The following is a 21,371-nucleotide window of genomic DNA, read 5'->3' on the forward strand; positions in this document are numbered from 1 at the left end:
CGTCATGAAAAGAATCATTCTCATACTCGGACTTGCCGCCTCGATAGGGCTGATGGGAACCGGCAGTGTTCATGCCCAGTTCGTCGTGCATGATCCCGGCCACACCCTGCTGAACTCAACGGAATGGATCGCCAATGTCAAGAAATGGGTTACACAAATCAATGAAATGATCGATGCCCAGGAACTGCGGCTCGGCCTGCAAAAGATCGACCAGTTGAAGGAACTCAAATCATTGAAAGAGCTTGCCGACCTGCTGGACGACGTAGCCTGCCTGAGCAGCGACTACAGCTTTTACCTGAACGTAGGATCGAATTACCACTGCCTGAAATTTCTCAACTTTCAGCGTGTGACCGTCAATCTGAGCCTGAGTACCGACCTGCTGTTCAAGGTGGCCACCGTGACCAGTTACTTCTCGATGAACTCGGAAGGGCGCATGTCCTTTATCGAACAGGTGAAGGAATCGGTGGAAAAAGCCGCCGAAGAGATGCGTGAGTTTAACGAATCCGTGCGTTCCACGGTCATTTACAAATCCATGAAGGGGCATAACCGGAAGACCTATTACCAGGGACGGTTGGCCGCTTTCACACGACACACCAATTAAAGCGTTATGAATCAAGATAATTTTCTCTGGGGACTTCAGATCACGGACGGTCTGACGATGGAACTCGTTTCGCAAATGACAGTCATCGCCTTCGGTGTTGGTGTCATCTGCTTTATCTGCAACCTAGCATACAACTATCTCTATCACGGAGCCAGCCAGCTGTTAAGCCCGAATGAGGACAAATTTCCCGACATGATGGAAATCGCCCGTTGCCTGGTACTGTTCTTCTGCCTAAGCATATACACCCCCATCGCCCAAACCATCGTAGGCACGATGGAAGTAATCAACGAAGCCACCTCGCTGACCTCCGAGCGTGCGCAGGAATTTGCCCAGTTCATGGCACAATCAGCCATCGAACAAGGAGAGATGATTGCCGAATACGACAAACACAGCCTCCAGTCGGAGGTAGCAGCCGGAGAAGACAGCACCGGCGCCATGCAGCACGAACTGGATAAAAAGATGGAAGAGGACGAAATGACCGGTGTACGCTCCAGCGTGGAGAAGATTGTGCAGCTGCTCAACCCCGCCAACCTCGCCACCCTTGTGCTTCATGGCATTTCCGCCCTATTGGTAGGAATCATACAAGTAGTCATCTTGGGTATCGGCGTGGTCATTGTCAAGCTACTGGTCATTCTCGGCCCGTTTGTCTTTGCCGTAAGCATGTTGCCGGTCTTTCAGAAACAGTTGAGTATCTGGTTCGGTACGCTCTGCTCCGCCTGTATGGTATTCACCGTCATCAATATTCTGAACCAAATCATATGGCAGACCTTCAAGGCCATCTATACGGAAAGTGCCGACATGGTGGACGCAGCTACGCAGCAGATACAATATTTAGGAATGGATCTCGCCCTGATTGGTGCTTATTGCAGCTGTTTCTGGCTATCCTCCAAAATCGTAGGACACAGCGATGCCGGGAAAATCATTTCGAAAACCGTGTCAATCGTCACCACGGCGGCCACCATCGCCCTGATGGGAGGCGCAGCGGCAGGCGGCAAGCTGACCAACGTAGGCGGTGCCGCCTCTATCGGGGCAAGTTTCATAAACGACAACAATAAAAAATAGAACTATGAATCTGATGAAATTCAAAGGAGCAGATGATGCGGTCAAGCTGACTATCCGGCTTTCAGCCGGGTACTGCATCATTCTGACTATCGCTTTTGCCAGCAGTATCATCTTCCTTATCAACAAAATAGAAAAAGCATACGGCCAGGCTCTCGTCATCGACAGGCAGGGAGAAGTCTATGAGGCAAGCAGCCTGTCTGCCAGCGATATGCGGCAATACGAATACATGAACCATGTAAAGACCTTCGTAACCCACTGGTATGCCTTTGACGAGAGCAGCTACGAGAAGAACATTTCGCTTGCGCTCAACCTCATAGGCAACAAGGGGAAGGAGCTGTTGAACGAGTACAACGATGTGAATATGCTGAACTCACTCATACAAAAGAATATCCGTTACGGGGTACGCATCAAGGATGTAGAGATTAACACACAAACGATACCCGTTTCCGGAAAGATAATCTTCACGCAGACCGGGTACCGGGCACGGGGAAGCATCTCACGTAATATCGAAGCGGAGTTCACCATCTATGATATGCTGTCCCGCAGCGAGGAAAATGCGCACGGAGCCAAGATAGAAGATTGGATTGTCCGCTATTCCGAACCCGTGGAAAGCAACGGCACCAACACATCGCAGGCAGCTTCTCCGGGCAAGAATGAAAACCAGTCAGAAACCTCTAAACCAACCGACCATGGAACCGAATAAACTTATCAAAGACAAGAACAAGCTGTTGATGGCCATCCCGGTAATCCTGGGCATCCTCTTCCTTTATGTATTCTTCATCCGTGAGGACGGGAACGTGCCGTCAGGGAGTGACAGACAGGCCGCCTCGCAAGCCTTTTTGGAACCACAGTCGGAAATGGCCGACAAGGTGAACGACAAGATGGAAGCCTATAAGCAGGACAAACTGGAAGAGCAGGAGAAGGCACGCATCCTGAAAGAGTCTCAGGTCAAAGGATCTGATTTTTACTTCGAGCTGCAAAACCAGCAGGAGCGGTATGACCGTGCCACACTGGAGCGCATCCGCCGTATGCAGAACGATCCGTACAGCGAAGTCATGGCAGAATACGGAGGTGGCCGGAACGGACGCTTCTCTCATCAGCTGGAAAGCCAACTGGACGGACTGGAGGACGAGCAGGCGCTCAACGAGATTATCCGGGAAGCCAAGAAGAACTCACGCATCCGCAAGGAACTGGAAGAATCCGACAAATACCGCAAGCGCATGTATGAACGGATTGTCAATTATGACCAAGAGGGAAAAACGGAGAAAGCCGCTGCCAACCCTTCCGGCCATCCATCCGCCGACAGCCTGATGCAAAAAGGCCCGATCTACCATGCCGAAAACGGCAAGCGGGTACGCCGCCAACCGACCTCCGCACCGGGAAACAGCAACCTCTTCAGGGCTTGCATCCACGGCGACCAGACCGTAGTCACGGGCAGTACGGTACGGATGCGGTTGCTTCAGGACGTAACCCTATCCGGCATGAAGATACCGGCCAACACGCTGTTTTACGGTATCGCCACTTTGGGAGCCAACCGCCTCGATGTGGTAGTCAGCAACCTGAAGGTAGGAGACAACCTCAATCCCGTATCGGTGGTTGTCTTCGACAATGATGCCATGGAAGGTTTGAACCTGCCCAATAACCTGAAAGCCAGTGCAGCCAAGCGTATGGAACAAGGTCTTGTACAGAACATTGACATGCCGCTCTCTTCCATCGGCACGATGGCCAGCGAAGTGACCAGCGTAGTCAACGCCACCACCCAGGTAGCCAAGCAAATCTTGAACATGAGCCTCTCACAAGTGAAGGTACATCTCAAGTCCAACTACGAAATGTATATCCAAGAAGAGAGTCAGGAATCGAAGTTGCGTAGGCAAGCCGTGCAAGCGGAGTTACAGAAGCTCTATGAGCAAATGGAACAAGAGAAAACGAACAAGAAAAATCATCCCCTTCAAACATTGATAGACAAATTATGATAGACATTCTCAATTACCTGCTTGCGCTGTCAGCGGTCTTTTTCGGCTATCGGATCTACGTATCACGCCGGAACGGACGAGCCTTTAAAGAAATCCGTCCGCTGACCGTTTCTTTCGGCATTACCCTGCTTCTTCTATGGGGCATTACCGTATTCACCGCCTTTTTTTCAAGAACCGTTTAACATATCGACAACATGAAGAAATATATTTATCTACTGTTTTACTGCTTTGTGTGCAGTCTGCCGCTCTTCGCTCAGGAAAACGGCACTCCCCGGAAACAAGCCATCAGCCAAAAAGACATCTTTATCTCTTTCGACTGTGTGAAACACCTGGTATTTCCTGTGCAAGTATCTGATATCGCCATCGGCGAACAGGAGCTTGTCATGGCCAGCCGGGTAGAAGAGGCGCCCCATATCGTCAGGCTCTCGGCGCAAGCGGAAGGATTCACCGAAGAGACCAACCTGACCGTAGTCTGCATCGACGGAAGCGTTTACACCTATCACATCCGCTACCTTCCCGAAGGCGGCACGGATTCGTACCCGAACATTTACGAGGACAACGGGAAATGGCAGCACCATGACTATCAGGCAGAAGTCAGCGACCTCCATCTGGCCGAGTTCTTCTTTCCGGAGGACATCGCTTACGGAACGCCCGGCAACGAGGTGTCCTTCACTCTGGCCGCCTACAACAACCAGTTGAAAGTATCAACCGCCAAAGATGCCGTGGCATATTCCAACCTGTTTGTGGTGGATAAGGCCATGAACACTTACCACATCACCATCAAACGGGGCAATACCTCCGTATTCACCTACAATTTTGATGACCAGCGCAAATATACCGCCCATGTGGATGTGAACAGCGAGGAAATGGAAAGATGCATCCAAGAGCTGCGCACCAAGAAGCGCAACATCTACAGCCTGGGGGTCATCGAGAACAAGTTTGAGTTGTCAATGGCCAATCTGTATGTGCATGAGGACTTCATGTTTTTCATCTTTGACCTGAAAAACAAATCATACATCGACTACGACATCGAGTTTGTCAAATGTTTCCAGCGTGACCAAAAGAAGAGCAAGAACGCCATCCAGCAAGAAACGACCATCGAACCTATCTATCAGAAAGATTTTGATACGAAAATCAAGGGCAAGAGCCGGAACCGGCTGATACTTGGTTTCGACAAATTCACGATACCCGATGATAAGGTATTCGAGATCGAGATTTACGAGCGAAACGGCGGGCGGCACATCAAGCTGGCCGTGTTGAACGAATACATCCTTTCCGCAGAACCCTTATACAAGCCACAGCCATGAAACTGAGAGAAGCATTAGACACCTATATGTTCGACAACGTGGGACAGTTCGGCGGCATCGCCGAATCACTGGGCTATCAGACCGAATACCGGGACGGATATTTCCGGTTCCGCAAAGACGGGGAAGAGCTGAGCATGAGCGTAAGCGAAATCAGGGAAAAAGCCGGAGCAAAGTACGATGAAAGCCTTCGTGACCAATCAAAAGAACGTGTATCCGCCCTTTTTGACAAGGAACGTGCCAATGATCCTAAATATGTCGCCGAGCTGGAGAAGGATGGCATCAGCATCAAGCGGTGGGAGAACCTGAAGGGACATGACAAGGACGGCTTTACCGTCATCGACCATCGCCTGAAGGTATGCTACACCGGACAGTCGCTCTATGAATACGCCTACAAGCAAGGGAACATCCTCGACGGGAAAGGCACCAAGCTGGAAAAGGGTGTCATGTCTGATTTGATGGAGATACACGGCAAACCGGGGAAGCTCCGTTTCAACGATGACGGAATCTCCGTATTCTACCGCAAAGAGGCGTTGGTTATCCCGGACAAGGTGCTGGGAAAGAAGTTGGGCAAGAAAGAGAAAGAACAGCTGCTTGCCGGTGACATCGTACCCATCACCGTAAATAAGAAGGACATCCTGCTGCAAGTTGACCGGGATCTGAACTCCGTCATCCTGCGCACCAACCAGGAAATCAAGATTCCCGACATCATCGGGCAGACCAGCGAATATGGCGGCTACAAGTTAACCAAAGCCGACAAATACCTGCTCGCCAACGGCCATGCACTGGAGAACAAGCTGCTGCACAGTCCGGAAGGCTACTTCATTGCCGACATCCAACTGACGGATGACAGGAAAGGAGTCATGATACAGAACATACAGAGTATCACTCCCGGCAAGGCACAAGAGCTGATCAAGGCCATGACCCCCAAACTGGAAGCCCATGCGGCCAACATAGAAGTTGCAAAAGAGCAAAAACACGAAGAGGGGCGCAATATGGAAGCCGAGTTTAAGGAAGCGGTGGGCAAACATGACTTTGAAAAAATCGGGAAGCTCAAAGAGGAAGGATATAAACCCAGTGAAGAGTTTATCAAAGGAATCGGTAAGGAACACGGTCTGGATGAAAGGCAAACCCATGAAGTCATCCAGCTGTTCGGCACCAAGCCGGAAGAACAGGGCGAACATGAAAGGCAGGCCGCACGTCTGTTGGATGCCGCACAGACCGACAACTTTCATGTCATCCAAGAGATACAGAAAGAAGGGTACCGGCTCACTCAAGAAGACCTTACCCGGATGCGTGAAACGGGTGTGCAAGCCAACACACTGATAGCCGTACAAAAGATTTTCGGGATGGAAGGCAGCACAAAGACACTGGGAGATGTCAAACTGGCCAGCACACCCAAACCCGACAACAGCAAGGAAATGGCCCGTCCGATAGCCAGCACCATCAACCGGGCTTTCAATGACTTATAACCTAAAAAATCAGGAATTATGGATTACGATGAATTAGTACAGAAAAACATTGCAGGAGAAATCAGTGACTTAGAGTTTCTACTTGCACAGGAAGAGCTTGCACAAGCCTATCAAGAAGAGATGGCTGCCAAGCAGCAAGAGACAAACAACCAAACGGCCAGAGAATGGCTGCTTGATTACGAGAACAGAAATCTATACCAATAAATCATGGATACAGCAAGTGATAAAGCATTACAGCGTTTCGCCGAACTGATGATCGAAAAGATAAAGCAGGTGGAAGACAACTGGCAAAAGCCTTGGTTCGGGATAAAGGGTGGGGGACTTCCGCAAAATATCGAGGGAAGAACCTACAACGGAGTAAATTCCTTCATGTTGTTTCTACTTTCGGAAAAAGAGCAGTACAGCCTGCCGGTCTATATGACCTTCATGCAAGCCAAAGACAACGGCCTTAACATACTGAAAGGAGAAAAGTCATTCCCAGTCATTTACTGGAATTTCTCAGTAAGAGACAAGAACGGAAAGAAAATACCTTTCGACGTATATAAGAACCTGGATAAAAACGAGCAGCAGGAATATAAGGTCACGCCGTTTCTGAAGACATACAATGTGTTCAACGTACAGCAGACCAATCTTCAGGAAACGAAACCGGAGAAATGGGAAGCATTGAAGGAGCAATTCAAGATACCGGCCATCAAGGACGAGCAAGGGATGCTCACCGTGCCTCTGATTGATGCGATGGTACGGGAACAGCAATGGATCTGCCCCATTTATTCCAAGGAAGGAAATAGTGCTTACCATGCAAGGGGAGAAGATAACCATATCGTCGTACCCCTGAAGGGGCAGTTTAAGGACGGAGAGAATTTCTACTCCACACTACTGCATGAGATGGCGCACTCGACTGGAGAACCTGAGCATCTGAACCGGGAAAAAGGCGTGATTTTCGGAGACAAGCAATATGCCAAAGAGGAACTGGTTGCCGAACTCACCTCCGCTACCGTCGGGCAAAGCCTGGGAATATCCACCCATATCCGGGAAGAAAATGCCATGTATCTAAAAAACTGGCTGGGAGCCTTGAAAGAAGATCCCAAATTCATCTACAACATCCTTGCCGATGTAGGAAAAGCCAGCAATATGATTCAGGAACATACCGCACGGATGGAACAGTACCTCACACCGGAGGAACGGTTCACGCAGGCCGTCCTGCAAGACAACCGTCCGGTATTGGAGCAGATGAAAAACGAAGGTTTTACCCCTTCATCACGGTTATTGGAAAGTGTTGCGGCAAACCATCCTACAGCCGACAACCTTGAAACGCTACACAGCACTTTCGGCATTTCGCTGCCTTCCATGGAAGCGGAGCCAGCCATGAAAAATATGAATGAGCCACAGCTCGGATTATAAACTTTTAAAAACCATCATTATGTTTACAGGACAAATTATCGGTTATGTCGGTGCGGATGCCCGGCAGAACAAGAACGGAAAAGGATTCAACTTCCATGTATCCACCAAGTACAAGAACGTGAACAACGAGGAACAGACCCTATGGGTATGCTGTTTCGTGAATTACGAGAGTAAAGTCTTTGAGTATCTGAAAAAAGGGACACAGGTATATGTCTGCGGCGATGTGTATGCCGATGTATTCCAGAAGGATGACGGTAGCCACATCCCATCCGTCAGCCTGACCGTCTCACGCATTGAGTTACTGGGAAAGGCAGAGAAAAAAGAGAGCGGTGACGGAACGGCATCCGGACAACCCCAATAACAGCAACGGCCATGGAAAGAGAGAAGAAAGACCTGTCATTCATCCTGATCCTGCTATCCACGCTCATCGGGACAGCCGTACTGTTTCAGTGGGCTATCGTTACGGGATTATACGCTCCACTACGTAATCCGGCCATGTGGGAAAGGCTGATGGAGAAGGATATCCTATTCCGGTTTCTCTACGTTATCCTGATCGGAGGCCTCGCTTTTCTCTTTCCGGTTGGCAAAGTGAAAGACGAAAACAAGAAATGGGTTTACACCAGTATGACACTGGTTACGGCATCCATGCTGGTTGTCGGATTCAGCCGGTTATCAGCGTGGTATAACCTATTTGTATTTCCCATTCTATTCGTAGCGTACACGCTGCTTGTCATCAAGACTCTGCCTTATTTCATCCGGCGTCATGCCCAATCCGATGATAGCATTTTCGGGTTAAGCCGGGAAGAATCGGCTTTCTACTTCCGCTTTGAAACCGCCTCCGGGCCGCTGGTCATCCATAAGCCGCAGCAGAATGTCTATATCGACGGCGGTCCGGGAAGCGGTAAATCAGAGAGCTGGATCAAGGGAATCATCTACCAGTGCGCCGAGCGCAACTATGCCGGATTCGTGTACGATTGGGAGGGTGATCCCACCAAGGACAAGTCACCCATCCTCTCACGTATCGCATACGGAAGCATCGAACATTTCCGGAACAAGGGGATGGAAACACCCCGTTTCGCCTATATCAACTTTGTGGATATGTCACGCACGGTCAGGGTGAACGTACTTTCTCCGCAATACATGTCAAAGGGAAACGAATCGCTATTCATCCGCAATATCATCATGACACTGATGAAGAATCTGGAAGCAAGCTGGAAGGAAAAGACCGACTTTTGGGCCAACAATGCCATCAACTACGTCTATTCAATCGCCTATAAATGTTTCAAGGAAAGGAAGCTTGGTATCTGTACGCTGCCCCATGTGATAGCCCTTGCCCTTTCTGACAGCAACCTAGTATTCCACTGGCTGTCGGAAGATCCTGAAATCGCATTGAACATGTCCTCCATGCTGACCGCCTGGAAACTGGGTGCACAACAGCAGACAGCCGGAGCCGTATCATCCGCACAGACTCCGTTGGTACTCCTGAACAACAAATACATCTTCTGGGTGTTGTCGCCACTTCCCGAAGAAGAGTTCTCTTTGGATATAACCAACAAGGAACACCCAACGCTGTTATGCGTAGGCAATGCGCCCACCATCAAGGAAGCCGTTTCCCCTGCTATTTCCTGCATCGGCAGCGTCTTGATGTCACAGATGAACAATCCCGGCAAAGCGACCAGCATATTCATGGTAGATGAATTTCCGACCATCCTGTTGCAAGGCATTGACACTTTCATCGGAACCGCCCGGAAGCACAATGTCGCTACCATTCTCGCCGTTCAGGACTTCAACCAAGCGGTCAGGGACTATGGAGAGAAAAGTGCCAACATCCTGAAAGCCTCCTGCGGAACGCAGGCTTACGGTATGACCGGAAATGAGAAGACCGCCAAAGACATCGAGAACTTGCTTGGGGAGAAGAAAGAAGCGCAAGAATCTTATTCACACCAAGCCGGTGGCAATAACAGTGTCACGGAGAGCCTGCAAAAAGAAAAAGTCTTAAAGGCAAGGGACATTGCCGGACAAGCAGCCGGACACTTCATTGGCAAGATTGCCGGAGGCAAGCCGCCATTCTTCAGCGTGCAGATGGATATGTGCCGTTTTGAAGAGAAGGAGATACCCCGTTTCTCCTTACCGGTCAAACTGGGCAACGGCAAAGAAGAGATGGAACTGGAAATCCTGGAAGAGATTATCCAGCAGAACTACATCAAAATCATTGAAGATGTCAACGCCATCCTCAAAAAGATAGAGGACAAATTAAAAGAAAAGTCAGCAGTTCCGCCAACCGGGACACACAAGACAGAACAAAAAATCATCCGATAACATTCAACAAAAGAATCCTACCATGAGAAAAATTCATTCATTATTAGCGGCAGCCTGCTTATTGGCCGCTTCATGCAACAAAGAGGAAATCCAATCGGAAACAGACAAAGCCGGCATGTATCACATCACCGTAGCCGTAACCGGTTCCTCACCCAAAGGCAGTGTGCATATATATAATCTTGACGGCGTGAGATTCAGGAACGAACGCACCGGTACCTCCGCAGCTTCCGTAGATGAGAGTTTCACCGATAAAGCGGAATACAGCACGGAAAAGCCTGTCAGCCAAATTACCGTGCAAGGCATTCTCTATTCAAAAGAGAGTGCTATCATCACCATGCAGATAAAAAAAGACGGGGAAAGCGTATTCAACCAGAGCAAACAGTTGGAGGCCGTTCCCGGTATAGACACTACTGTTGATTTGGTTTACAGTACCTTGAAATAAAAATGCAGACGAATCAAAAAACATATACTTTCTCTTCCATATTTAGATGATATTTCTTATCTTTATGAAAGATAATCTTTCTCATTTATAATCTAAGCTCAGATAAAATGAGATTCAACTAATCCAGTCAACGTTATGAAAGTCGATTTCAATCAGATAAAAACAACCATTTCTCTGCCCGATTTCCTGCTGGAACTAGGATGGAAAATCGTGGAAGGCTCTTCCAACTCCTGTCCCAAAATGAGCAACGGAACGCATACCATCGTCATCAAGCGGAACTCGCAGAACCAATACACCTATTGGGACGTGCATAGTGACAGCGTGCGTGGCCGCAGTATCATGGATCTGATGCAGGAACATCTATTTGAAACAACCGGAAAAATGCCGTCCTTGCGCGAGGTGGGGGAGATCCTTCAGAACTACATCAACACCAACCGCATCACGACACCCGAAAAAAGCCGGTATGAAGTAGGTAACACAAGCATGAGAGCGGACGAACTTCAATTCTACTTGAGCCAGCTACAACCCTACAAGGGCAATTATCTCCAGAAAAGAGGTATCCTGAAAGAAAGCATTGAAAGCCGGTTCTTCAAAGACACTTTCTTTATCCGTGAGGTAAAGAACAAAGGGAGTGTTTACCGCAACGTGTGCATCAAGATGTACAATGAAAACGGTGTGCAAGCCATTTCTCAACGAAATGAAACATTCAAAGGGATTATCGGTGGCAAGTTCGACTGTCTGGCGACCAGCAACCATGACAAAAGCCGCCCGATAGACATTCTCTACATTGGGGAGTCATTTATAGACTGTATCTCCCACTATCAATTACGCCATTCCGGAAACGACCTCAATCTTGTATATGTATCTACGGAAGGGACATTCACGGAAGGACAAATGAGGCTATTACGCCTGATTCTTGACAAGAACCAGGTAAAGGAGCTCCGGAGCATCTTTGACAACGACAAACAAGGGCACAAGTACACTCTATGGCTGCATCGTTACTTTCATGGCGATACGACTGATGTCGAGAGCCTGAGTAACGATGAACTCCGCAACAAGGTACGGAAACTGAAGAACGTCGAACTTTCGGAAAACAAGGATTGGAACGATGATCTGAAAATCTCGTGTGGCATCTGTTCCTCCACGGAGGACGGCCAGTAACCTCATAGATTTGCTCCATCACATAATACGACAACCTATAAAATCAGATCAATATGAATATCAAGCATTTATTTTTTTGTATGCTGCTCATTGCCTTTTCCTCATGCAGCAAACCCGGCTATGAGAAGGCCATTGCGGAATGGGTTCAGACAGATTCTCACGGCACCTGGACGGATTTAAAGTTCGAACTACTGGAAGTGTTGGAAACAGAAGACGTCACCGTATCGGACAGCCTGTGCTACCTGAACAACAAAAGCGCACAATTATCCGCTGTCATACAGAAAGCGGAAAGTCCCCGTGCCTTATTCAAACCGTCCTTTTCCGCCTATATGGAAGCCGAAAAAAGCCTGAAAGCAACGGATGCCATGAAAGCCATGTACCTGCACCGTGACAGTACGGAAGTTATCGGCAAGATATTAAAATGCAGGTATGCCATCGTCCAGCCACACTCAGGGGTGCAGCAGAAAAAGACGGCTTCTTTCCTATTGTCCCCCGACATGGAAAAATGTATCGGCAAACTAAAGCCGACAAGCAAATAATCCGAGCGTAACGATGTGTAGCGACAACGTTTTTTGGGGTTCTTTTTTGGGCGTCTTCCAAAAAAGAACTCCCACACATTTAGATGTGTGGGCTATTCATTACACTACCATCCTTTCCCTTATCAACGGTATATTATCCCGTACCAAATTCAGAATCCGGTCATGATAGGCTGATAATTGGTTAGACTTTCCACGACACTGGCACACCTCCATCCTGCTAAGTGAAAACTCCACCGTTTCCATGCGCCTTCCATCCACCGTTGCCGACATTATCAACGAATCTTCTCTCTTATAATAGGCGTTGCTGAATACACAATGATGCAGCAACTTTCCCTCTTTGTAAAAGTCCGAAAGGCTTTCCAATACCCGAACCATAATATTTCCATCCGCAAACGAAAGATTAAAGAAACGTGATTTGGCAGCAATATAGTCTTTTTCATCCTTTTCAGAATATTTTTTCTTACATTTCCCCATCACCCAATCATGCGCTTCTTCTACATTCAACGGACACAAATAATGAGGATTTCTCGCATCCAATTTATTTTCTATCAGCATATCCACATAGTCCAGCCACAAGTCCGCATCATGTATCACATAGTCATGTCTTAAACAGATTTTTACATACGTCCAATACTTATCTATACCGTATTTTCTCTCTAAAAATCTCAAGAACAAATTCATTTGCCCTGCCTTATATAATATCTCCATCCGATTATCAGTTAATAATGTCATAAAGAAGGAACTCGGACAAATATCATAAAAGGCACCCTTAAATCCATTCCTCGTAAGTTCGGGTATCACTTTCATTCTCGGATAGATAACTGCCGGGCAAATATCATAAATACGGTCATGATGCACATTCCGCTTACGCAATTCCAAAGAACTTCCATATATCCATGCATCGTAATAAAATATAGACATGCCCCGCAGCAAAGACAGCGTTTCTGTCTTGCCCTCTTTATTCATCCAACACTGTACCGCCTCAATTATAAAGTAATTAGCCGGAGACCCTTTTTTCAGCCGGCAGTCCACCATAAAAAAACGGATAACTTGATATTGCTTGTATGTAGTAATCACACAAAAATATTCTTTATATACAGCCGTCCTTTTCCTGCTATTCTCCAATTTCAGGTTCATACCGCAATGAGGACATTTACAGTTTTTCTTATCTTCCTTATCCCGCCATGTATGCCCACAATCCAAACAAAAGCAATTCCCCTTTGCATCACGCTTGAAATAATGCACAAAGCAATGTTTATAGGCATAACGCTTTTGAGCCTCTGAAACGGGAGCTAACTTCCTGCTCCCATTCACGATTTCCATTTGTAATTTTGTCTTGGGTTTCATATCAAAAAAGAGTTAACTGGGTTTGTACTTCGGTGTTGTTCTCACGTTTAGCTTGTTGACGCTTCTTCAACTTTGCCAATTCTTCCTCCTGCAATTTTTTGATAGCAGCCTCACGAGCCGCTTTCTTTTCTTCCTCTGACAATTCAACATGATGATTTACGACTACATTACATTTCAATGGGCTACCCACCTCAATATTATCTTCCTGATAATAGTGCAACGCCATACCAAAAATTTCATCATCACTAAAACCACAGCAACCGCTTTTCTTCACTTGGTTTAAAATATAGGTAATGCAATTATCTATATTCTTTGTAGGTTTTTGATAGACTGGAGCAAACAGACTATCCACCGCTGCCATATTATCAAGGTATGCCTTGATGGTACTTTTAAATTGTTCTGACACTTTCATAGTATATCATTTTTAGATTTCATTTCACAATAAGCCAATTTCACGAGAAACAAGGAGAATAGGCAAATAAGAGCCAACAACGTAACCGACACAACCTTTATCGGACTTGGCGTTATTACCGCTCCGACAAACATAGCCACTGCACAAAGAGCGATGATGACCGAAAAAACAAATTGAATGATTTGCATATACTTCTGCTACTTAGTTTGTTAAACTTCTAATTTTATGCTTCAGCTAGATTTAAAGACCTTTTTTTAAAACCCCTTTCCGGGATGGCCTTTTCTTTCTGCCGACTTTTTTTTTGAGCTTTCATGCTCCATCTGAGTTTATGAGCCTTTTTTTACGGCACACAACAATAAGGAAGGAGGGATTAAGAAAAGTTTTGGACGACAAAAAAGGTTGGGGACAGCGAAGCCGTCCGGCGTTATTTTTTTCGGGACAAAGGGGCGAAGACCGGAACTCTTTCGTATCCATCCACCGAAATAAATTTGCCGTTCAAAAACAAAGGATCTCACATGGAGCTATGAAAAAAGCACATTAGGGGAGGCAGAAAACAAGGAAAAGGGCAGTACGGAAAGTAAAACAAACCATACGGTTTTGCTTGCAAAACCGTATTCCTATCTCCCTGCCACAAGTGACAGGGGGGGAACGGGTTAGCAACGGACTGCCGGGACAAACGGTAAAAGGAAGGAACTGCAATACGGAAGAAGGAGGTTGTTTCGGCAATGCCGAAGCTCCGGATGATGACCATTGCAATCCCGCCCACGTTTGGAACTTCTCTTTTCTGGTTTGCCCATAATCAGCCGCATAGCGGATGACTACGGGCAAACCGGGAATGAGAACAGTCATTCCGATGAAGGGGAGGGTGGGGAAGAATACTGCGTGAACGCAAAAACACTCTCGGATATGTAGCAAAAAAAAGCGGCACTAGGCCGCTTCAATCATTTGCTTGCTTTTTTCTTTTTAGAGACAGCCTTCTGTTTAGGCTGATCCGGTTTTTCTTCTTCTTTTTCCGGAGCCGGATAAAACTTGGTGGCTACCATCACAATGCGGTTACGCTTCTCCCCACTTTTAGAATCCGTCCATTCTTCCGGCTTAAAGTAGCCTTCAACGGTTATCAGCTCACCTTTTTTCAATACATCGAAGGAATCCAGTGCTTCATTCTTTCTCCAGGCTTCAATCCCCATGAAAGCGGAAACATAAGAGGTTTCTTCACCTGTCTTGTCTGCACGGCTGACCGCGATAGAAAAGCGTGCTACGCTTGCTGTTTCAAAACTACGGATTTCTGCATCCTTACCGATAAAACCTGTTACTGCGAATGAATTTTCAATCTTTTTCATATCTCTGATTTTTTAGAAGTTAATTATTCAATTTTACAGTGCAATAACTGATTGTTGGCTTTGGGGGACACCATGAAAAAAGATATAAATACTCTTTTTATGCTGGCCGGAAAAAGGAAGATTTGTAACTTTTTTATTGGAGAAGATGGCAGCAAATAATTCGGGTTAAATACGCTTTTTAGGCAAGGCAAAAAAAGGAAGATTTCAGACGAATAACAACGTGGGGTTTGTGAATCGTCCCCTTATCCCCGTAAAAGGGGTTAGCAACAATCTATATTTGCAACGGAAAATGATTTGACTTCCCTAAAAAATGATATGAAAAAGACAAAACTTGAAAATCAGCAACAGGTTTGGAAAGGATGCAAAAAACAACCGGTCAGACAGCAAGCATGGCACATTCCGAAAATATGGTCAGCCGCCTATCGACACACCGGAAGAAACATCTGCAATTCCTTTTAAAAAAATGAAGCCGAAGAATGAAGCATACAATATTCCACGTATCGAAAAAAGTGACTGCACGATAAAATGAAAGGCTGCAACGGAAGAACAGACTTGCGGATTCTGCGGGGAGAACATAACCATACAGGCATACAGCCACTACAACTGTTTCCGGAAAAAGAAGATTATACAACCGGAAAAACAGAAAGGCATCCACTCGGAGAAAAGCAAGCAAACGATTGAAGCGGACTGCCGATTTAGCGGCGAAATATCCGACTACCTATATACAGCCCTAAAAGGCTGGGGCATATGGGTAAGCAACAGACTGCCGGGCAAATAAAAGGAGAGTGGCATAGCCGCCGGAAAGAGGTTGTCTCGATGTGGCCGAAGCTCCGAAAGCAGACCGGATATGCCTCTCTCCTTTGCCTTCCCCATTCCTGGATTTCACACAATCACGGAGCCTGCGAGTGACTATGAGAAATCCTGAAACGGGGACAGTCACTCCGCTGAAAGGGTGGGTGGGAAACATGTGACTTTCTCCAAAATAACAAATAGGGGTATAAAGATCTCAAAAGAAAAGAAAGCCGTTCCAGAAAAGACTGGAGCAACTATCACCATCTACTGTTCTTTAAGTTAATTGCAGCAAATCCAAATCATCAGTGACCAATCCATCCAATACATGTTGGATTTTATCAAATATAGCCTTATCTATGCCATACGTGGCGCATAACGATTGAAATTTGCTTACAGCATCGAACACCTGTAATATCTTCTTTTCGGGCTCCTCTACAAAATCCTCGGCAAAGTTGACGAAATCACTTGTAGTCAAGGCAGACCTTTTGCCCATCACGCCCATCGAATGAATGTGTGCTGAAGAATTTTCCCATGTATTTGCCGTGAACATTACATCATATGCAGGTGATAAACGCCATACCCCTGCCTTATCCATGATAAACGATATGTTCTTATTATGATCATCGGATATACCTGCGACATAATTAAATACCATTCTGATAAATATCTGATCTTTGTCTTCCTGGGGAAGTTTCAGAGTCTCTGCTATCCAACACAGCTTCATATAATCATCTGCACCCGGCATAATGGCCGCAAGGGTCTGACTAAAGAGCTTTTCTCCATTCTTACGATCAAATCTTTCCGTTACGAAATGATTTCTTCCATCAATTTCTTTCAGGAAGCATGGCATCATGTTGATTCCCGCCGCCTTTGCCATTTCGCTATATACCATTTCTATCTCTGTGGTAGGAGAGTCATCTGCTTCTTTAAATTTGATGATATACTGCTTAAAATTTTCAGGCAAATCCACCTGGCCGGAACGAAACTCTTCCGTTTCGAGATTATAGGCAATCACTGCCTTCGGGCGCATGCCACCGGCAGAAGTTCCAAGATATATCAACTTTTTCATCGTGAGGCTATCCTCCGGTGATATGACAGCAGCATCTCGATCATTATATATTTTAGAAGCCAAAGTTGCCAATGATGACATATTTACTGACTCATGGATGGCATCATCATTAAATTCCGGTTCAAATTCCAATGCTCCCATAGCCCTCTTGCCAATATAAGAGAGCTTCAATAGAGGCAATGATTCCGTAACCTTTATATTATTATCCGTGAGCCATTGGTCAAATAGGGAAGCCCCCCATTTGTCAGGAAGCGCATCTGCAAGAAATTCCGGAAGCCCTTGATATAATTTATCTTTATTCCCATAGAAAGACGCAAACAAAGGGGTTCTCTTAGGGTGTGTGGAAGGGCATATATCATAATCTTGTTTCCTATATTCATCCGTAAATTGGAATACAGAACAATGCTTTTCAAAGTCCCAATTCAATTTGCCAATGCAAGTCCCCCACAGATATACATTCACTATAATCGGCTCTTTCTTCATACCATCTTACGTTTACCGTTAATTCTTTGTATTCTTTTACCTGTTTTTTCATTGATTAGGAAAGGGGAGTCTGGAAGTTCCGGAACCAAACCGACAACGCCTTCAAGAGTTCCACTTATACGCAAAATCTTAAGCAATGTACTTAGGGCAATATCACTTACTTTACAAGATTCTATTCTCTTAATAGTAACGATAGATACTCCTGCCTTATCCGCAAATTCTTGCTGGGAAAAACAGCAGCTAAGTCTTATAGACTTAACTCTCTTGCAGATTTCCTTTACAATACATTCATCTGAAAATTCGTATATTGTATATGTATCATATAATCTTTTCATAGAAAAACATATTTAGGTATCATTTTTGATACAAAAATACCGATAAATCTGAAAATCACCAAATTAAGAAACACTTTTTTTATAATCTTCTGCCGCATTAGCAAACGATTGAAGCGACCTTGTGCCGCTTCAATCGTTTGATTGCTTTTTCTTTTTAGTCCGGGGGTTCTTATTTTTCCGGAGTCGGGTAGAACTTAGTAGCTACCATCACAATGCGGTTACGTTTCTCCCCACTTTTAGAATCCGTCCATTCTTCCGGCTTAAAGTAGCCTTCAACGGTAATCAGTACATCTTTTTGCAGTATCCAAAAAGCATAGCGGTCTTCCATCTTACTCCAGGCTTCAACTTTCATAACAGAGGAAACAAATGTTTTTTCTTCATTTATCTTGCCTATGCGACTGACCACAATAGAGAAGTGTGCAACCTTTACTATTTCGAATAAATGGATTTCTGCATCCCTACAAATCCTGCCTGTTACTGCGAATGAATTTTCAATCTTTTTCATATCTCTGATTTTTTAGAAGTTAATTAATCAATTTTACAGTGCAATAACTGATTGTTGGCTTTGGGGGACACCATGAAAAAAGATATAAATACTCTTTTTATGCTGGCCGGAAAAAGGAAGATTTGTAACTTTTTTATTGGTGAAGATGGCAACGAATAATTCGGGTTAAATACGCTTTTTGTGCAAGGCAAAAAAAGGAAGATTTCAGACGAATAACAACGTGGTGTTTGTGAATCGTCCCCTTATCCCCGTAAAAGGGGTTAGCAACAATCTATATTTGCAACGGAAAATGATTTGACTTCCCTAAAAAATGATATGAAAAAGACAAAACTTGAAAATCAGTAACAGGTTTGGAAAGGATGCAAAAAACAACCGGTTAGACAGCAAGCATGGCACATCCCGAAAAGATGGTCAGCCGCCTATCGACACACCGGAAGAAACATCTGCAATTCCTTTTAAAAAAATGAAGCCGAAGAATGAAGCATATCATATTCCACGTATCGAAAAAAGTGACTGCACGATAAAATGAAAAGCTGCAACGGAAGAACTGACTTGCGGATTCTGCGGGAGAACATAACCACACAGGCATACAGCCACTACACCTGTTTCCAATAAAAGAAGATTACACCACCGGAAAAGCAGAAAGGCTCCACTCGGAGAAAAGCAAGCAAACGATTGAAGCGGACTGCCGATTTGGCAGCGAAATATCCAACTACCTATCTACAGCCCTAAAAGGCTAGGACATATGGGTAAGCAACAGACTGCCGGGCAGTCACTCCGCTGAAAGGGTGGGTGGGAAAAAACTAAGTGGACGCAAAAAACAACCTTACCATTGGGGGATAAACTTCCCCCTATTTTCACTTCACATATTCTTTACCCCACTTCAATTGATTCAACAAACTTCAACAACAAAGCGACTGTTACCGTATGAAATGAAAGCTGATTGAACAACTTATGCGCTTTCAGCATCTCAATAGCGGCTTCAGCCGTAACAACTCTCTGTTCATAAAGCCGAATTGTCGCATATAACTGGTCATTTGCGACAGGCCCCATTATTAGGTCATAGTCACCGTTTTCTCTTCCTCTGCGGTTGTTGACAACAAACTCCAGCCATTCTTTTGTCGCACCCATAAACCGAAGAACCGGATATTCCCTATCAAGAATATCATCGGGAACTTCATAAACAGAGACGATTGCTTTTTCGCTCTGTTCCCTGTTCTTCTTCAACAAAGCCCATTTTTTTGCTTGTTCAAAGTTGGTTGTCGTATAAAATCCCTTCCCAAAGTCCGTAGCCTTCCGTCCTTTCTGTATATTAGGGCGTTTCACGGTAACTGTAGATCCATGAAATAGTCTCATTTTCTTTTATTGATATAAGTCGTTATAGTATCTAATATATATTCGGGGTCTTGGGTATGAAGCATTTCAAAAGTCTCATCCAAAAAATCAAAAACCCCATAGTCCGAAAACAACAACAAGGTTTCTTCCGCACTTTGTTTCTTTTCCTCCCTATAATTCTCAATGCAGAACATCTTGAAAAGCAGGATCTTCGTGTCACCGTTATACCGTCGTTTTTCTTCTGTTTTTTCCTTCTCCAATGTTTCATAAAGCGACAATGTACTTGAATACCATAACTTGGTACTCTTATCCAGCAAAGATTTATACAACTTGGAAGAATATATATAATACAGTGCATCGCCTAAAGGCAATGCCTTTTTCTTCATGACCAGTTCTACCAGCTCTCTCATCACGAATGGGAGCATGGTTGAGTCAAGTTCTCCTTGATTTTTATGAGTAATTTCCATATTCTTGTTGTTATTACTTTAGCATATTTTCGAAAACACCTTCTTCACAGTTCTTTATACACACCTGACACTCGGCCACCACTTCTCTTAATATTCGGGCACATTCTTCATTCGAATGCCCTTGCAGTAATTCATAGGCATATCGCATCAGTTCATTAGCTTCCATTGTTTCCATCCTTATCAATAATATTCAAGTTCATCATTATTTTCTGCAACGACTCCATATTTGGAGTTCCTAACCAACACACACCTATGCAAAAGGTCATATTGTTCTCTGTATCTGAAAAACGCATATTGTTTTACCTTTTACAAACATTGTTGTCCCATTAAAATCTAAAAGAGTTCTTTGAAATATTTGAAATTTAGTTAGTTACAGCGATTTTCCGAGCGAACGGACTTGAATTTGTAGCTTTGCATCAGATTAATCCGATGGCATATGTTCCAAGACAAATACGTTTTCGCTCAATTGGCTTCATTTCTGAATCGAAGTAAGTTTAACCGCATAGTCACCAAGTATGATGGTGATAAATATGTGAAGCACTTCACCTGCTGGAATCAACTACTTGCTTTGATGTTTGGTCAACTTTCTAATCGTGAAAGTCTGCGAGATTTGATAGTTGCTCTTGAAGCTCATCATTCCAAATGTTATCATTTAGGAATGGGTAAAAATGTATCAAAGTCATCGCTGGCAAGAGCAAATCAAGATAGAGACTATCACATCTTTGAAGAATATGCTTACTACCTGGTTAGCGAAGCACGACAAAAGTGTGCTAATCATATTTTCAAACTTGGCGGTAACGTTTATGCTTTCGATTCGACTACTATTGACCTGTGCCTTTCAGTCTTTTGGTGGGCAAAATTCCGCAAAAAGAAAGGTGGTATCAAAGTGCATACATTATATGATGTGGAAACACAGATTCCTGCATTCTTTCATATCACGGAAGCATCCGTACACGATTCTAAAGTTATGATTGAAATTCCTTATGAACCAAGCTCTTATTACATCTTTGAC

At 45.1% G+C, this 21,371-nt stretch carries 27 protein-coding genes; 19 read left to right on the forward strand and 8 right to left on the reverse strand.

The features are described from left to right. Nucleotides 1-4 precede the first annotated feature (4 nt). The 14 genes from DWZ67_RS12030 to DWZ67_RS12095 all read left to right on the forward strand — a co-directional run bounded on the left by DWZ67_RS12030 (nucleotide 5) and on the right by DWZ67_RS12095 (nucleotide 12,274). Nucleotides 5-601, forward strand: a complete 597-nt coding sequence (locus tag DWZ67_RS12030) for a hypothetical protein (RefSeq protein ID WP_005868889.1) — start codon at nucleotides 5-7, stop codon at nucleotides 599-601. Nucleotides 602-607: 6 nt separating this feature from the next. Then, nucleotides 608-1,663 (forward strand): hypothetical protein, encoded by a 1,056-nt coding sequence (locus DWZ67_RS12035; protein ID WP_005868890.1) that lies wholly within the window; start codon nucleotides 608-610, stop codon nucleotides 1,661-1,663. Nucleotides 1,664-1,667: 4 nt separating this feature from the next. Next, nucleotides 1,668-2,366 carry a hypothetical protein gene (locus DWZ67_RS12040; protein ID WP_005868891.1) on the forward strand — a complete coding sequence of 233 codons (699 nt, stop codon included), beginning with the start codon at nucleotides 1,668-1,670 and terminating at the stop codon, nucleotides 2,364-2,366. Continuing rightward, nucleotides 2,353-3,636: a conjugative transposon protein TraM gene (gene traM / locus DWZ67_RS12045; protein ID WP_005868892.1), complete on the forward strand. Its 1,284-nt coding sequence runs from the start codon at nucleotides 2,353-2,355 to the stop codon at nucleotides 3,634-3,636. The genes DWZ67_RS12040 and traM overlap by 14 nt, the downstream gene beginning before the upstream one ends. Next, entirely contained in the window at nucleotides 3,633-3,818 is a 186-nt protein-coding gene (locus tag DWZ67_RS12050; RefSeq protein ID WP_007564699.1) for a hypothetical protein, read from the forward strand. The genes traM and DWZ67_RS12050 overlap by 4 nt, the downstream gene beginning before the upstream one ends. A gap of 12 nt (nucleotides 3,819-3,830) precedes the next feature. After that, nucleotides 3,831-4,943 carry a DUF4138 domain-containing protein gene (locus DWZ67_RS12055; RefSeq protein WP_005868893.1) on the forward strand — a complete coding sequence of 371 codons (1,113 nt, stop codon included), beginning with the start codon at nucleotides 3,831-3,833 and terminating at the stop codon, nucleotides 4,941-4,943. Continuing rightward, the gene (locus DWZ67_RS12060; protein WP_120138895.1) at nucleotides 4,940-6,412 is read left to right on the forward strand and encodes a DUF3945 domain-containing protein; all 1,473 of its coding nucleotides are present in this window, start codon (nucleotides 4,940-4,942) and stop codon (nucleotides 6,410-6,412) included. Before DWZ67_RS12055 ends, DWZ67_RS12060 begins: the two co-directional genes overlap by 4 nt. Before the next feature lie 18 nt (nucleotides 6,413-6,430). Beyond that, on the forward strand, nucleotides 6,431-6,616 hold the full coding sequence (locus tag DWZ67_RS12065) for a hypothetical protein (RefSeq protein ID WP_005868897.1): 186 nt from the start codon (nucleotides 6,431-6,433) through the stop codon (nucleotides 6,614-6,616). A gap of 3 nt (nucleotides 6,617-6,619) precedes the next feature. Then, nucleotides 6,620-7,813: an ArdC family protein gene (locus DWZ67_RS12070; RefSeq protein WP_005868899.1), complete on the forward strand. Its 1,194-nt coding sequence runs from the start codon at nucleotides 6,620-6,622 to the stop codon at nucleotides 7,811-7,813. Continuing rightward, on the forward strand, nucleotides 7,791-8,174 hold the full coding sequence (locus DWZ67_RS12075; RefSeq protein ID WP_007564694.1) for a single-stranded DNA-binding protein: 384 nt from the start codon (nucleotides 7,791-7,793) through the stop codon (nucleotides 8,172-8,174). The genes DWZ67_RS12070 and DWZ67_RS12075 overlap by 23 nt, the downstream gene beginning before the upstream one ends. 11 nt (nucleotides 8,175-8,185) lie before the next feature. After that, nucleotides 8,186-10,132 (forward strand): type IV secretory system conjugative DNA transfer family protein, encoded by a 1,947-nt coding sequence (locus DWZ67_RS12080; RefSeq protein ID WP_005868904.1) that lies wholly within the window; start codon nucleotides 8,186-8,188, stop codon nucleotides 10,130-10,132. Between the two features lie 22 nt (nucleotides 10,133-10,154). Continuing rightward, a complete protein-coding gene (locus DWZ67_RS12085) occupies nucleotides 10,155-10,574 on the forward strand; it encodes a hypothetical protein (protein ID WP_005868906.1) in 420 nt (139 codons plus the stop codon). 135 nt (nucleotides 10,575-10,709) lie between these two features. After that, a complete protein-coding gene (locus tag DWZ67_RS12090) occupies nucleotides 10,710-11,735 on the forward strand; it encodes a toprim domain-containing protein (RefSeq protein WP_005868908.1) in 1,026 nt (341 codons plus the stop codon). A gap of 53 nt (nucleotides 11,736-11,788) precedes the next feature. Next, complete coding sequence (locus tag DWZ67_RS12095) at nucleotides 11,789-12,274, forward strand: hypothetical protein (RefSeq protein WP_005868909.1); 486 nt, start codon at nucleotides 11,789-11,791, stop codon at nucleotides 12,272-12,274. Between the two features lie 99 nt (nucleotides 12,275-12,373). On the opposite strand, the gene DWZ67_RS12100 is transcribed toward DWZ67_RS12095, so the two are convergent. Next, entirely contained in the window at nucleotides 12,374-13,621 is a 1,248-nt protein-coding gene (locus DWZ67_RS12100; protein ID WP_005868910.1) for a PcfJ domain-containing protein, read from the reverse strand. A gap of 1 nt (nucleotide 13,622) precedes the next feature. Further along, entirely contained in the window at nucleotides 13,623-14,033 is a 411-nt protein-coding gene (locus tag DWZ67_RS12105) for a PcfK-like family protein (protein ID WP_005868911.1), read from the reverse strand. Nucleotides 14,034-14,634: 601 nt separating this feature from the next. Between DWZ67_RS12105 and DWZ67_RS20280 the strand changes: the two genes are divergently transcribed. After that, nucleotides 14,635-14,832: a hypothetical protein gene (locus DWZ67_RS20280; RefSeq protein WP_007564681.1), complete on the forward strand. Its 198-nt coding sequence runs from the start codon at nucleotides 14,635-14,637 to the stop codon at nucleotides 14,830-14,832. A gap of 142 nt (nucleotides 14,833-14,974) precedes the next feature. Here DWZ67_RS20280 and DWZ67_RS12120 read toward each other — a convergent pair whose 3' ends face one another. Beyond that, on the reverse strand, nucleotides 14,975-15,373 hold the full coding sequence (locus tag DWZ67_RS12120) for a single-stranded DNA-binding protein (protein WP_005868746.1): 399 nt from the start codon (nucleotides 15,371-15,373) through the stop codon (nucleotides 14,975-14,977). Nucleotides 15,374-15,704: 331 nt separating this feature from the next. Here DWZ67_RS12120 and DWZ67_RS12125 point away from each other — a divergent pair, with 331 nt between their 5' ends. Beyond that, on the forward strand, nucleotides 15,705-15,902 hold the full coding sequence (locus DWZ67_RS12125) for a hypothetical protein (RefSeq protein ID WP_007564676.1): 198 nt from the start codon (nucleotides 15,705-15,707) through the stop codon (nucleotides 15,900-15,902). A 218-nt stretch (nucleotides 15,903-16,120) separates the two neighbouring features. Beyond that, nucleotides 16,121-16,282, forward strand: coding sequence for a hypothetical protein (locus DWZ67_RS20130; RefSeq protein ID WP_005868748.1), 162 nt, complete (start codon nucleotides 16,121-16,123; stop codon nucleotides 16,280-16,282). Between the two features lie 157 nt (nucleotides 16,283-16,439). On the opposite strand, the gene DWZ67_RS12130 is transcribed toward DWZ67_RS20130, so the two are convergent. From DWZ67_RS12130 to DWZ67_RS12140, 3 genes are all read right to left on the reverse strand, one after another. Beyond that, complete coding sequence (locus DWZ67_RS12130; RefSeq protein WP_005868749.1) at nucleotides 16,440-17,717, reverse strand: type II toxin-antitoxin system HipA family toxin; 1,278 nt, start codon at nucleotides 17,715-17,717, stop codon at nucleotides 16,440-16,442. Then, the gene (locus DWZ67_RS12135; RefSeq protein WP_005868750.1) at nucleotides 17,714-18,052 is read right to left on the reverse strand and encodes a helix-turn-helix domain-containing protein; all 339 of its coding nucleotides are present in this window, start codon (nucleotides 18,050-18,052) and stop codon (nucleotides 17,714-17,716) included. Before DWZ67_RS12135 ends, DWZ67_RS12130 begins: the two co-directional genes overlap by 4 nt. 169 nt (nucleotides 18,053-18,221) lie before the next feature. Further along, nucleotides 18,222-18,557: a single-stranded DNA-binding protein gene (locus tag DWZ67_RS12140; protein WP_005868751.1), complete on the reverse strand. Its 336-nt coding sequence runs from the start codon at nucleotides 18,555-18,557 to the stop codon at nucleotides 18,222-18,224. 331 nt (nucleotides 18,558-18,888) lie between these two features. On the opposite strand from DWZ67_RS12140, the gene DWZ67_RS12145 reads away from it, so the two are divergent. Then, nucleotides 18,889-19,086 carry a hypothetical protein gene (locus DWZ67_RS12145; RefSeq protein ID WP_007564664.1) on the forward strand — a complete coding sequence of 66 codons (198 nt, stop codon included), beginning with the start codon at nucleotides 18,889-18,891 and terminating at the stop codon, nucleotides 19,084-19,086. 344 nt (nucleotides 19,087-19,430) lie between these two features. On the opposite strand, the gene DWZ67_RS12150 is transcribed toward DWZ67_RS12145, so the two are convergent. After that, on the reverse strand, nucleotides 19,431-19,913 hold the full coding sequence (locus DWZ67_RS12150) for a DUF3990 domain-containing protein (RefSeq protein WP_005868753.1): 483 nt from the start codon (nucleotides 19,911-19,913) through the stop codon (nucleotides 19,431-19,433). After that, nucleotides 19,910-20,359, reverse strand: a complete 450-nt coding sequence (locus DWZ67_RS12155; protein WP_005868755.1) for a DUF3791 domain-containing protein — start codon at nucleotides 20,357-20,359, stop codon at nucleotides 19,910-19,912. Before DWZ67_RS12155 ends, DWZ67_RS12150 begins: the two co-directional genes overlap by 4 nt. Nucleotides 20,360-20,795: 436 nt before the next feature. Between DWZ67_RS12155 and DWZ67_RS20435 the strand changes: the two genes are divergently transcribed. After that, nucleotides 20,796-21,371 (forward strand): IS4 family transposase (locus tag DWZ67_RS20435; RefSeq protein WP_243635161.1); only part of this gene is annotated, 576 nt, incomplete at its 3' end.

Source organism: Bacteroides sp. AF34-31BH, from assembly GCF_003602795.1.
Taxonomy (GTDB): Bacteria; Bacteroidota; Bacteroidia; order Bacteroidales; family Bacteroidaceae; genus Bacteroides; species Bacteroides uniformis.